The organism is Peptoniphilus pacaensis (genome assembly GCF_900088125.1).
GTDB lineage: Bacteria > Bacillota > Clostridia > Tissierellales > Peptoniphilaceae > Aedoeadaptatus > Aedoeadaptatus pacaensis.
On the sequence record NZ_FLQT01000003.1, the window covers coordinates 1,631,760 to 1,644,625 of the forward strand.

At 49.1% G+C, this 12,866-nt stretch carries 13 protein-coding genes; 10 read left to right on the forward strand and 3 right to left on the reverse strand.

The genetic code is table 11. The annotated features are described in order from the left end of the window. Positions 1 to 43 precede the first annotated feature (43 nt). The 5 genes from BN7444_RS07880 to BN7444_RS09180 all read left to right on the forward strand — a co-directional run bounded on the left by BN7444_RS07880 (position 44) and on the right by BN7444_RS09180 (position 5,612). Positions 44 to 616: a DUF5317 domain-containing protein gene (locus BN7444_RS07880; protein ID WP_068457979.1), complete on the forward strand. Its 573-nt coding sequence runs from the start codon at positions 44 to 46 to the stop codon at positions 614 to 616. Continuing rightward, the gene (gene cdaA / locus BN7444_RS07885; RefSeq protein ID WP_068457981.1) at positions 600 to 1,391 is read left to right on the forward strand and encodes a diadenylate cyclase CdaA; all 792 of its coding nucleotides are present in this window, start codon (positions 600 to 602) and stop codon (positions 1,389 to 1,391) included. The genes BN7444_RS07880 and cdaA overlap by 17 nt, the downstream gene beginning before the upstream one ends. Further along, positions 1,391 to 2,584, forward strand: coding sequence for a CdaR family protein (locus BN7444_RS07890; protein WP_068457983.1), 1,194 nt, complete (start codon positions 1,391 to 1,393; stop codon positions 2,582 to 2,584). The genes cdaA and BN7444_RS07890 overlap by 1 nt, the downstream gene beginning before the upstream one ends. Before the next feature lie 64 nt (positions 2,585 to 2,648). After that, entirely contained in the window at positions 2,649 to 4,106 is a 1,458-nt protein-coding gene (gene guaB / locus BN7444_RS07895; RefSeq protein WP_068457985.1) for an IMP dehydrogenase, read from the forward strand. 79 nt (positions 4,107 to 4,185) lie between these two features. Continuing rightward, positions 4,186 to 5,612, forward strand: a protein-coding gene (locus BN7444_RS09180) for an IS3 family transposase (protein WP_417875685.1) whose coding sequence is annotated in 2 segments (ribosomal slippage) — positions 4,186 to 4,756 and positions 4,756 to 5,612 — 1,428 coding nt in all. Because the reading frame shifts where the segments join, the coding sequence is not laid out codon by codon here. Between the two features lie 99 nt (positions 5,613 to 5,711). Here the strand turns inward: BN7444_RS09180 and BN7444_RS07910 are convergent. Genes BN7444_RS07910 through BN7444_RS07920 form a run of 3 tightly spaced genes read right to left on the reverse strand, consistent with a single transcriptional unit; the run spans position 5,712 to position 8,102 of the window. Beyond that, complete coding sequence (locus BN7444_RS07910) at positions 5,712 to 6,434, reverse strand: ABC transporter permease (protein WP_068457988.1); 723 nt, start codon at positions 6,432 to 6,434, stop codon at positions 5,712 to 5,714. Positions 6,435 to 6,442: 8 nt separating this feature from the next. Then, positions 6,443 to 7,198: an ABC transporter permease gene (locus BN7444_RS07915; RefSeq protein ID WP_068457990.1), complete on the reverse strand. Its 756-nt coding sequence runs from the start codon at positions 7,196 to 7,198 to the stop codon at positions 6,443 to 6,445. After that, positions 7,191 to 8,102: an ABC transporter ATP-binding protein gene (locus BN7444_RS07920; protein WP_068457992.1), complete on the reverse strand. Its 912-nt coding sequence runs from the start codon at positions 8,100 to 8,102 to the stop codon at positions 7,191 to 7,193. Before BN7444_RS07920 ends, BN7444_RS07915 begins: the two co-directional genes overlap by 8 nt. Positions 8,103 to 8,232: 130 nt before the next feature. On the opposite strand from BN7444_RS07920, the gene BN7444_RS07925 reads away from it, so the two are divergent. From BN7444_RS07925 to BN7444_RS07945, 5 genes are all read left to right on the forward strand, one after another. After that, positions 8,233 to 8,925, forward strand: coding sequence for a response regulator transcription factor (locus BN7444_RS07925; RefSeq protein ID WP_068457994.1), 693 nt, complete (start codon positions 8,233 to 8,235; stop codon positions 8,923 to 8,925). A gap of 163 nt (positions 8,926 to 9,088) precedes the next feature. Then, positions 9,089 to 10,249 carry a sensor histidine kinase gene (locus BN7444_RS07930; RefSeq protein ID WP_167627217.1) on the forward strand — a complete coding sequence of 387 codons (1,161 nt, stop codon included), beginning with the start codon at positions 9,089 to 9,091 and terminating at the stop codon, positions 10,247 to 10,249. 73 nt (positions 10,250 to 10,322) lie between these two features. Then, positions 10,323 to 10,814: a 5-(carboxyamino)imidazole ribonucleotide mutase gene (purE, locus tag BN7444_RS07935; RefSeq protein ID WP_068457998.1), complete on the forward strand. Its 492-nt coding sequence runs from the start codon at positions 10,323 to 10,325 to the stop codon at positions 10,812 to 10,814. Position 10,815: 1 nt separating this feature from the next. Continuing rightward, positions 10,816 to 12,480 carry a formate--tetrahydrofolate ligase gene (locus BN7444_RS07940; RefSeq protein WP_068458000.1) on the forward strand — a complete coding sequence of 555 codons (1,665 nt, stop codon included), beginning with the start codon at positions 10,816 to 10,818 and terminating at the stop codon, positions 12,478 to 12,480. Between the two features lie 11 nt (positions 12,481 to 12,491). Next, a complete protein-coding gene (locus tag BN7444_RS07945) occupies positions 12,492 to 12,806 on the forward strand; it encodes a YerC/YecD family TrpR-related protein (RefSeq protein ID WP_068458001.1) in 315 nt (104 codons plus the stop codon). Positions 12,807 to 12,866: the final 60 nt, after the last annotated feature.

The window sequence follows — 12,866 nt, forward strand, 5'->3', positions numbered from 1 at the left end:
CAAATGCGCTTTCTAAGGAGAGCGCATTTTTTGTAGGTGAAGAATGACGAAAGAAGCGATACTTTTAGGCGTTTTGGCGGGGCTGCTTCTGTCCTGGAAAAACAAAACCTTTCTAAAGGAGCCGCGATTTAAAAATTTAATTTTGACAGGCTTTGGCGCCGTTTTGTTTCTGTTTTCATTGAAGACGGCGCCATCCTCATCCTTTGTGGCGGCGCACTTTTCGGTCCTTCATGGCCTCGCTCTTTTTCTCATGGCCGCGGGATGCCTCTTGGGTCGCCACCCGGGTTATACTTGCACCGGCATGGGCCTTTTGTTAAATGCCGTGGTCGTCGCCTTAAACGGCGCCATGCCCGTGGAGGCATCGGCCCTGTTAAAGATCGGCGACGAGAGGGCCCTCGCCCTGATCAGCGAAGGTCGCGTCTTAACCCACGGCCTGGCCAACGAGGGAACGCGCCTGCGCTTTTTATGTGATCGCTTTGCCTTTTCTTCGCCAATGACATCGCCAAGAGTCATGAGTCTCGGCGACGGCGTCATGGCCGTCGGTTTATTTCTTTTTGTAGCCTCGGCTACAAGCTACATTTTCAGGAAGGGGGATCACCATGCAATGGATCAGTGAAACTTTATCGATGCTGCGGATTCAGGACGTCATCGACATCGCCATCGTCGCGGTGATCATCTATTGGCTCTTTAAGCTGATTAAGGGTACCCGCGCCGAGCAATTAAGCAAGGGCATCGTCGTGGTCCTGCTCCTTACAAAAATCAGCGAAATTTTACAAATTTACATGCTCAATTACCTTTTAAAGAGCATGTTGACATGGGGCTTTCTCGGCCTGTTTATCGTCTTTCAACCGGAAATTCGCCGGGGTTTGGAGTTTATCGGTCGCAATAGTTCCCTGCGAAAAGGATTTGTCTTTAGCCAATCGCGGGATGAGTCCACCATTAAGGAAATCATCAGCGCCGTGGCTTCGTTGTCTCGCCAAAAAATCGGCGCTCTGATGGTCATCGAAAGAAAGACCGGTCTAAACGAAATTATCGAAACGGGAACCGGTATTTACGGCGAATTGTCCTCTGGCCTTTTGATCAATATTTTTATTCCCAATACGCCTCTTCACGACGGAGCGGTGGTCATTAACGGCGATAAAATTATTTCCGCCGCCTGCTTTTTGCCCTTGACGGAAGAGAAGGGGCTGTCCAAGGAATTGGGCACGCGCCATCGCGCCGCCATCGGCATCAGCGAAAAAAGCGACGCCTTTTCCATTGTGGTCAGCGAGGAAACGGGATCTATTTCCGTGGCCGAATACGGGCAGATCAATCGCCATTTGGACTTATCCACCTTGGAGCAAATGTTGCGGGCCATTTATTTTCCCGAAAACGATGAGGGGGTCGTGTAATGCGTGAAAAATATTTAAATTTCATAGCGACATATCGGGACACGATTACGAAAATCTTCTCCCTTATTCTCGCCATCCTGCTCTGGTTCTTTATTATTACGGAAATCGATCCGGTGATTACGAAAGATTTCACCAATGTGGAGGTGGAGCTGAGGAATCAATCCACCATGCGCGAAGCGGGGATGGAGCTGTTGAAAAACGACGTCTACACCACGAATATCGTGATTTCGGGCAATCGCAGCGCCATCATCGGCTTAAAAGAAGAAGATATTTCCGCCTATGTGGATCTGGGGGAAGTGCAGCCCGGCTCGCAACGGCTGCCCATTCACTTCCGCTTGTCCGACGAAAGCTTGAAAATTAAAAAATCCAATCCCACAGCCATTACCATTGCCGTCGATGAGATGGTTACGGTGAAAAAGCCCGTCACCGTCACGGCAAAGGGCCAGCCGGCAGAAGGGATGGTTCTTGATCGAATTACGGTGAATCAAGAAGAGGTATCCGTAAAGGGACCGAAAAAATCCGTGGACAAAGTGCATTCCGTTGCCGGTTACATTCCCGTCACCGGCGCCAAGGACACGGTGGTTTCTTCCGTAGAACTTGCGGCTTTGGATCAAAACAAAAATGTCATTGCGGGCCTCGAGATTACGCCCAATACGGTAGGCGTACAAGCCGCCATATCCAAGGCGAAGAGCGTGCCCATCGAAATCAATTATAAAGACGACGGCGGAGCGGAATTTAATCGAGACCGCGCCATTCTCACGCCGCCGAGCGTGACCATTACAGGAGACACCGAGGCCATCGATCAAATCGAACGCATTCTCACCCGCCCGGTGGATCCCGTGGAACTGATGAATACAAACGCCATGCCCATCGAGCTGGTCGTACCCGAAGGTATTCACTTGGTCAATCCCGACGAATCGATTTTGTTGCGCTATATGAAAAAGGAATCCTCGCGCCGTACCCTGGAGGTGTCGACGAACAATATGTCTTCGGCTCCCGGGGTCAACCTAAGCGAGTTTAATGTGCCGAAAAAGATCGACGTAGAAATCTATGGCGATGCGAGTCTGGTCGATGCCATTCGAGAGACGGATATTCAGCTGACTGTGGACAGAGAAGGAAAAGTCAAGGCCAACGGGCCGAAGGGGTTGGAGATTATTCGCATTACACCGAAACGTCTCTCATCCTCGTCTTGATTGACGGTCCGTCTTTTGCTAAAATAAATGTCTATCAAAAGAAATGGAAAGCGAGGAGGTTTTGATGAAATTTTTAGGAGACGGCTTAACTTTCGATGATATTTTACTCATGCCCGGGTATTCGGAAGTGTTGCCGAACGAAGTGGAGTTAAAGACGAAAATAACCGATGCCATTGAATTAAACATTCCCTTAATGAGTGCCGGCATGGACACGGTCACGGAGTCGCAAATGGCCATCGCTATGGCCCGCGAAGGGGGCATCGGCATTATTCACAAGAGCATGCCTTTAGAAGCACAGGTGAAAGAAGTTGATCGCGTCAAGCGTTCGGAACACGGCGTCATTACCGATCCTTTTTCCTTATCGAAAGATCACGTCATTAAGGATGCCTTGGAGCTGATGAGCCATTACCGCATCAGCGGCGTGCCCGTTGTCGACGAAAATAATATTCTCGAAGGCATTATTACTAATCGCGACATCCGCTTCGAAGACGATTTAAGCAAAAAAATCGAAAGCGTCATGACCAGTGCCAATTTGGTCACGGGAAAACAAGGTATTTCCATGGACGATGCCTTGAAGGTCATGAAGCAATACAAAATTGAAAAGCTGCCCTTAATCGACGACGACCATCACTTAATGGGCCTGATCACGATTAAAGACATTGAAAAGGCCATTCAATACCCGAACTCCGCCAGAGATGCAGGCGGCCGTCTCCTCGCCGGAGCCGCCATCGGTGTCACCCACGACGTGTACGAACGGGTGGAAGCCCTTCGCGCGGCAGGAACCGACCTGTTCGTCATTGACACGGCCCACGGCCAATCGGAAGGGGTCTTGAAGGTTATTCATGAAATCAAAAAGGCTTTCCCGGACATTCAATTAGTAGCCGGGAATGTGGCCACCTACCGCGGTACCATGGATTTGATCGAGGCCGGCGCCGACTGCGTCAAGGTCGGTATCGGTCCTGGTTCCATTTGTACCACCCGCGTGGTCACCGGTATCGGCGTGCCTCAAGTCACCGCCATATTAAACTGCGCGAAGGCCGGTCAGGAAAAAGGCATCCCCATTATCGGCGACGGCGGGATCAAATATTCCGGTGACGTCACCAAGGCCATTGCAGCCGGTGCCGACGTGGTCATGATGGGCTCCATGTTTGCAGGGACCGACGAAAGTCCCGGGGAAGAAATTTACGTCGAAGGCCGTCGCTTTAAAACCTACCGCGGCATGGGCTCCTTAGGCGCCATGAGCAGCGGATCCAGCGACCGCTACTTCCAATCGGAAACGAAGAAATACGTTCCCGAAGGCGTGGAAGGTCGCGTGCCCTTTAAGGGAAAAGTCGGCGACGTCATTTACCAACTTATCGGCGGTTTAAAATCCGGCATGGGTTACGTTGGGGCGAAAAATATTCACGAACTCAAGACCAATACGGAGTACATGAAGATCACCCCCGCCACTTTGCAGGAAAACCATCCTCACAACATTACCATTACGAGAGAAAGTCCGAACTACATCGGAACAAAGAAATAGACAGAAAAATGGCCGCTCCCGTGGAATGCACTGACCCCCAAAAGTTGGACCAAGAAATCCAACCTTTGGGGGTCTTTTAATGGCAAAATACAGTTATGAATTAAAAAGGAAAATCGTCGAAGAATACCTGTTCGGAGAGTCAAGCTATCCCATCTTAGAAGATAAATATCAAATTGATGAATCACTGATCAGACGTTGGGTCAATAATTACAAACAATTTGGCGATGAAGGGTTAATGCGCTCTAGAAATAAACGTGAGTACAGTGTAGAGTTTAAGTTAGAAGCCATTACACGTTACGAAACGAGCGAATGCAGTTACCAACAATTGGCCCTTGAACTTGGTTTGACGAATCCGTCCATGATCGCCAAATGGCACAGTCAGTATCGAAAGGAGGGCATGGAGGGGCTGCGAACACATAAGCGAGGGAGACCTGTGACGAAGAAAGACGCCTGCAATCAACCACCGAAGTCTGCAACTAAGAAGGAGCCTCTTGATGCATCCTCGCGTGAGGCATTGGAAAACCGCATCAAAGAATCAGAGGCGGAGAACCGGAAACTCACCATTCAAAAGCTATACCTGGAGGAGCTAAGGAGTTTGGTGAGGGAAGAAAAAATGAGAAAAAGGCGAGGATCGTCGCCAAACTCCGAGAACAATTCCAACTAACAGAGATACTCGCTGCCATCAACTTTCCCAAATCCACCTTTATGTATTGGCAGAAAAAGTGGAGCGAAGAAGACAAAGACCAAGCGTTAAAAGACGAGATCCTCGCCATTCGGCGCGAACACAAAGACTACGGCTACCGCCGGATCCATCTGGAGCTGAAGAACCGGGGTTGGGCGGTAAACAAAAAGAAAGTTCAACGACTGGTTCAAGACATGGGCCTTCAAGTCCGTGCCTATGGCAGGAAATACAAGAAGTACAACTCTTACAAAGGCGTCGTCGGTAAGATCAAGAAGAATCGAATCAATCGACGCTTCAACACCTGTATCCCCTACCAAAAAATTACCACCGACACTACAGAATTCAAATACTACGTCGAAGATAAAGCGGGGAAACTTCAAACAAAGAAACTCTACCTCGATCCATACATGGACATGTACAATCTGGAAATCATTAGCTACGTCCTATCCGATCAGCCCAACGGCGTCACCATGCTACGAGGCTTAGAAAAAGCCATCGAACGAACCAACACCTGTCCCTATCGCCGCACCTTCCACTCCGATCGCGGTTGGGGCTACCAAATGACCGCCTATCAAGCCATGTTAGAAGAACACCACATCTTTCAAAGCATGTCGAGAAAAGGTAACTGCTACGACAACGCACCCATGGAAAACTTCTTCAGTGTACTGAAAAGAGAAATCTACGACGGTTACGTCTACCGAAGCCGGCAGAAACTTGTGCGGGCGATCGAAGACTTTATCCACTACTATAACAACGACCGAATCAAAGAAAAATTAGGAGGGCTAAGTCCAAAGCAATACCGTGAACGAATGAAAACCGCTTAGAAAATAAGTTATGTAAAACAAAATCGAGCAAGCGAAATGCTTACTCGATTAAGTCCAACTTTATGGGGTCACTCTAGAACACAGGGGCGGCTTTTTTATTTATTCATATTTTAAAGATCGTCGGGCGAAAACATAGGCGATTAGACTTTCTGCCAATGCAAATCCGAGGACGATGAGGGAATCCCGTATTGTAAATCGGGCGAAGTGATTCATTTCATAGGCCAAGGTGTTCAAAGCAAAAGCATTTTCGATCATCGGAATGAATTGCTGGGCACAGGCTAAAAATCCGAACATGGATAAGGCCACGGAGAGAAGGGTTACGCCGCCTAAGGATTTCATACGAATGCTTAAAGCGGAAAAAACAAAGACGGCGGGTATGGCCAGAAGAATGCTCGCGAAGAAGTAGTAAAAATAAAGGGAAAAGTCGAGGTTACCGAAGCCGCAGACGAAGCGGCCGGCCAGATAAAAGCAAGAAAAAAAGAAAATTTGGGCGATGACGATAAGGAAACAGGCCAAAAGGCTTTTCGCAAAAATAAACCGGCTATATTTGGCGGTACTAAGCCGAATAAAATTTAATCCCGCTTTATGCTCGACCTGCCACAATAGTGCGACGATGATGGCGATAAGGGGCACATAGAAAAAGGAAAAGTAGAAGAGAGAAATTTGGGTAAACAAACTCTCCCATTCATGGGTGAGGGCGGCGCGATTGCCCATGTAGTTGAAGGTGCCGAAGCTTGTCGCCAACAATGGCACGACGAGGATGGCCAAGAGAAGGGGGAGCCATTTTATTTTCTTGACCTCAATTGAAAAAACAGAAAACATAGTGCCTCCTAAATGGTTTTGTCGCTACGAATGCGCGTGTGTTTTTTTATCATGAACAGGCAGATCAATAAACCGGCGAGAGATGCGACCAAGGATGGCCAAGGGACGGGATTGATCACGCGGTCAAATCCTTCGCTACCCTTGACGAAGGAAATGCTCAAAAGGGAGCTGTACCACGCAAAGGGATTGATGAAAGTGAGCACCCTTGAGGTCAGCATGGAGAGAATACCAAAAAGAGCTCCGCCCATGGAAAAGAAGAGGGTAAAGTAAGGGCTTTTGGACCGCGTATCCAAAATAAGAAAGAGGGCGACAAAAGCCGAGGCGATGAGCCACTGGCTGCAAAATACTACGGCCACACGGGCACTTGCCACTTGCGAAAAATGAAAATGATCGGATCGGGCGGCCATATGAAGAATCAATGCCCACTCGATCAACTGCAGAATGAAGAGGCGCAGACTGAGCCACGACCATTTTCTCATGAGAAGGGTCGACGGCTCCACGCCCAGCATTTCCTGAAGCTGAAACATATTGTTTTTCTCTTCGATTTCCACCACTTTTTTCACTAATGAAGAAAGAAGCACCGGGTTGAAGATCAACTGAAATAGAAAGTAGGCGTCTAGAAGAGAGAAGAGGGGATAGATTTCTTCAGCAAAAGAGTTTGTAAAGCCAATGACCCCCAATACGGGAACGTGAACACATAGCATAAGAATTAGTAGTGCGTAGAGGCCCAAGCCTTTGTATTTTTTCGACTCCGTATTAATCAATGGGGCTCCCTCCCTTCTGCGTGTCCTGAATAAATAATGCTTCCAAGCTTTCCCGCTCCTCTTCAATGCGGTAAATGTTCACATGATCGCTCAAGACACGTACAGCCTTCGCTACATCGTTATCGGAAGGGTGGTTTAAGATCAGACGGTCGCCGCGAATCTTGCATCGTTGTGAAGAAAGTACATCCGCCGCCTTTTGATTGTTCGATGTGCGAATGGAGAGGATCGGCGGATGAAGGCGACGATAGTTTTCTAAGGTGCCGTCGTAGATCAAGTGCCCCTTCTGAAGCATGGCGATGTGGGTAGCGATTTTTTCCACCTCGTCGAGAATGTGGGATGAGATCAGAATTGTTGTATTCTTCTCCACCGCCAATCGCTGAAAGAGCCGGCGCATATCCAGGGTGCCGATGGGATCCAGACCGTTGATGGGCTCGTCGAGAATTAAAAGCTTGGGCTCACCGATAATGGCCATGGCGATGCCCAACCGCTGCTTCATGCCCAGGGAATAGGTACGCACCTTCTCGTTCGCCTTTGCCTTAAGTCCCACGGCCTCCAATGCCGGGAGGATATGTTTTTTATCAATGCCCTTTAAAGTGCAGAGAATGGAAAGATTCTCCCGGCCCGTGAGGTGATCGTAATAGGCGGGTCGCTCGATCAATGCGCCCAGCTTGCGATTGAGCACCTTTTGATTTTTCGGCGTCACTTTTTCCCCGAAGAGGACCATATCGCCTCCGTCCTTTTGTATAAGACCCAGAATAGCCTTCATCAATGTGGACTTTCCGGCGCCGTTTGGGCCGATCAAGCCGTAAATGGCGCCGGCGGGCAAATCGAAGTGATCGATGTCCAATACCTTTTTTCCGTCGTAGGTTTTCTTAAGATTGTCGATGGTAAGTAGTTTACTCATGTAAGCCTCCTTTTGATTTCATGATACAAGGCACAGCTCACAGAAGCATGGAAGCATCATCACTTTTAGATCACAAAGGCGGAAGGCGCTTCCCTCTATGGTAAAATAAGGGCGAAAGGGGCGGACGAAGATGAATAAAAAAGAACCGGTTATTTTAATCGTAGACGATGAAAAATCCTTGCTGGATCATTTGGAAGCCTACCTGCGCGATGCTGGCTATACTTCCGTAAAGACGGCGTCGAATCTCGCTCAGGCGCGCTTTCAGCTGGCCAATCATCACGTGGATCTTATGATTCTGGATCTCATGCTGCCCGACGGAAGCGGCATGGATCTTTTAAAGGGCCTACGTAAGCAATCCCATATGCCGGTAATTATTCTATCGGCCCTAGACGGCATCGACGATCGGCGGGAGGGCTTTGAGTCGGAAGCGGACGACTACATCGTGAAGCCCTTTCTCGCAGAAGACCTCTTGTGGCGGGTGGAGGCCGTGTTGCGGAGAAGCTTTCGCGAAGAGAGGGAAGGACCCGTGGATTTAAACGGCGCCCTCTTCGATCCGGCGAAGGGCATGATTATAAAAGAAAACGGGGAGGAGAAACTCACGGCGAAGCAGTACAAAATTTTGGCCCTTCTCGCCGATCACTTGAACCGCATCGTCTCCATCGATCAAATCATCGATGCCGTGTGGGAAGATTCTTTCGGCTACGAAAACACCCTCATCACCCACATCTATCGCCTTCGTGAAAAATTGGAAGACGACCCCTCCAATCCCACGCGCTTGGTGACGGTAAAGGGCTTGGGCTATAAGCTCGTCGGAAAGAATTAAGGGTTAAATCATGTTTCAGTTTATTTTAAGAAAATTACGGCGCTTCGTTTTCTTTACTCTTGCCTTTTCGTTGTCCTTTATTTTTCTGATCTTCGTTATTCTTTACATAAATTACAATGTAAGTAAACAGTATGTTCAGCCCGATACTGTCCACGATTACATCATGGAAAATAAAGAAGACGAGCAATTTTTTACCACGGCAAACCGAAGTTTTCTAAAAGAAAATAATCTCTGGGCCATTCGTATTGGAGGAAACGGCAAGGTCATTGAATCCTGCAGAAAGCCTTCTGAAATTCCGGAAGTTTATAAAATTACCGATGTAGCTCGCTTTACCCGTTATTATCTAAAAGATTATCCCGTGATGACGTACATCGTCGGCGACGATCTTTTGGTTATCGGATATCCTAAGGGAACATTGGATAAGCTGCCTTTCAACTATTACAGTGCAGAGCAATGGCTTTTAAACGTGGATTTGGCACTGATTTTTTTATTAGGCTATCTATTCTTCCTCTTTTTTATGTATAGAAGGGAGCGGAACAATCTCTTCAAAAAATTATTCCCGCTTCAAGAGGCATTGGAAGACATTTACAGTGCGGATTATACGCCTTTAGATGAAACGGGCCCCTTAAAGGAAGTGTCCCATGCGGTCAACGACGCCAATGCCCGCTACGTGCAGCTGAATAAGAGCCAAAGCCAATGGATTCGAGGCATTAGCCACGACGTGCGCACGCCGCTGTCGAAACTCAGTTGGGGACTGAATGATTTAAAAGACGAGTCCAATAAAGATGCGGTGGCGGCCATGGAAGAAGAGATCATGCGCATCAGCAAAACCATTCAAGACTTAAACGACACGTCGCGGCTTCAAAACCTCGGCAACGAACGATTCATTTTGCAAAATCCGGCGCCTATTTTACGAAAAATCATCGTCGCCCACTTAAATGAAGAGCCGGAGAGAAACATTCTATTCGACAATCAATTACGGGAAGACACCGAAATCAATATGGACGCTCATCTCTTCAGTCGCATGATCGACAATGTGATTAAAAACAGTTTGGCATATCAGTCGGGGGATATCCACGTCGACTGTCGTGAAGAAGATGATCGGGTTCATATTCGTATTTGGGACGAAGGAGGCGGCGTGGAAAAAGAAGTGCTCGATCGCTTGGCACGCACGGATATTTCCTCCGTCTATGTCCACGGCATGGGCCTTATGATTTCAAAACAGATCAGTCAATTACACGGCGGAACGATGATTGCAGAAAATAAAAACGGCGGATTCAGTATTGAATTTGAATTGCCGAAAACGATCCATCCTTCCGTGTAAGGGCCACGTGCCCATATTGACATGGATACTGACTCTTGATAACATGGTAAAGGATTTAAGGAGGTACGGATAAATGAAAGTTTCAATAATCATGGGCAGCTACAGCGACAAAGACATCGCCTTTGACGTGATCGGCGCCTTAAAAATGTTCGATGTTCCCTACGACGTCGTGGTTTACAGCGCACACAGAACGCCCGATGAAGTGGTGGAATACGTGAAAAAACAAGAAGCCGAAGGCACGGAAGTATTCGTGTCCATTGCCGGGAAGGCCGCGCACTTAGGTGGTGTTATCGCGGCCCACACCACCCGCCCCGTTATCGGCGTGCCGGGTAAAACGTCTGTCGGTGGAGGCATGGATTCCCTCTTGTCTACGGTACAAATGCCTTCAGGCGTTCCCGTGGCTACGGTGGCCATAAACGGCGGAAAGAATGCGGGCATTTTAGCGGCGCAAATTCTTTCCGTCGGCGACGAGGCCATTAAAGAAAAACTCCTCGCTTATAAAAAGCAATTGCAAGAGGACGTGGCGGTCATGAATCAAAAATTGGAGGAGGATCTACGTGGCTAAAATGAAGAGCGATGTGGAAATTGCACGGGAGGCCCATCTGGATGAAATCCGCTTGATTGCCGACCGTCTGAAGATTCCCAATGAAAAATTAAGACCTTACGGACACTATATGGCGAAAATCGAAGGCCGCGCCTTTGAAGATCATGCCAAGCCGCGGGGCAAGTTGGTCCTGGTCACCGCCATCAACCCGACGCCTGCGGGGGAAGGCAAGACCACCACGAACATCGGCCTCGCCATGGCCATGGAAAAGGTGGGCAAGTCCACTATCAGCACCTTGCGGGAGCCGAGCCTGGGCCCGGTCTTCGGCATTAAGGGCGGTGCGGCCGGCGGCGGCTACGCTCAAGTGCTTCCCATGGACGACATCAATCTCCACTTTACCGGAGACTTTCACGCCATTACCAGCGCCAACAACTTAATTGCCGCAGCCATCGACAATCACATTCACCAAGGAAATGAATTGGGCATCGACCCGAAGAAGATTACCTTTAAGCGGGTCTTGGACATGAACGACCGCGCTCTGCGCCAAGTCATCGTGGCTATGGGCCCGAAGAAAAACGGCGTCATGCGCGAAGACGGTTTCGACATTACGGTGGCTTCGGAAATCATGGCCATTTTGTGTCTGGCCCGCGACTTGGAAGACTTTAAAGCTCGCGTGGGACGGATCATTATCGGCTACAGCTATGACGACAAACCCATTTACGTCGAGGATTTGGAAGTGGCCGGTGCGGTCACCATGCTGATGAAAGATGCGATTTTGCCGAATCTGGTGCAAACCATTGAAAATACGCCGGCGATCATTCACGGCGGACCCTTCGCCAATATCGCTCACGGCTGCAACTCCATTATCGCAACGGAAACCGCCCTCCATCTGGCCGACTACACCATTACGGAGGCGGGCTTCGGTGCCGACCTCGGTGCGGAAAAGTTTTTAGACATCGCGGCGCCCGAAGCGGGATTTAAGCCGGATTGCATCGTAGTGGTCGCCACGGTACGCGCCCTGAAGTACAATGGCGGCGTCGCCGTTAAGGACTTGGGGAACGAAGACATCGACGCTTTAAAAGCGGGCTTTGTGAACTTGAAACGTCACGTGGAAAATATGAAGGGCTACGGCGTCCCCGTGGTCATCGCCATTAATAAATTCCCCACGGACACGGAAGGGGAGCTGAAGACCATCGACGAGCTGGCCGAAGGCCTGGGCGTGGACGTGGCATTATCCGACGTCTTCGCCAAGGGATCTGAAGGCGGCATGGAGTTGGCGGAAAAAGTCGTGGCACTTTGCGAAGAGCCCAATAACTACGCGCCTCTCTACGACAGAAATCTTCCTGTGGAAGAAAAAATCGAAATCATTTCGAAGGAGATTTACGGCGCCAAAGACGTGGTCTATTCAGACGACGCCCTGGCTATGATCGAGCGCATTAAAAAGCTGGGTCGGGATAAGTTGCCCATCTGCATGGCAAAGACGCAAATGTCCTTTACTGACGATCCCAAGAAGCTCGGCGCTCCCGAAGGTTTTACCATTCACATCCGAGACATTCGCCTGTCCAACGGTGCGGGCTTTATCGTGGCATTAACCGGCGCGGTCATGACCATGCCGGGTCTGCCGAAAGTTCCCGCCGCCAACGGCATGGATATCGACGCTCACGGCATTATTACCGGCCTTTCATAATGAGGTGACATATGGGTTATTCATCTAAGATTCAAGACGAAAACATGGACGCATTGTTCGATGCGATTCTTTCCTTGGAAAACAAAGAGGAATGCTACCGTTTTTTCGAAGATATTTGCACGATTAAAGAATTAAAAGCCATTTCTCAACGTCTGGAAGTGGTGAAGCTTTTAGTTGCCGAGCAAACCTATCACGCCATTGAAGAGCAGACCGGCGCTTCCACGGCGACGATCAGCCGCATCAATCGGGCGCTGAATTACGGTGCCGACGGATACCATTTGGTGCTCAAACGCTTAGGCTATTTAGACAAGAAAAAAGACAAATAAAAAATCGGATCCTGCGGGGTGCACTGACCCCCAAAAGTTGGACCAAGAAATCCAACCTTT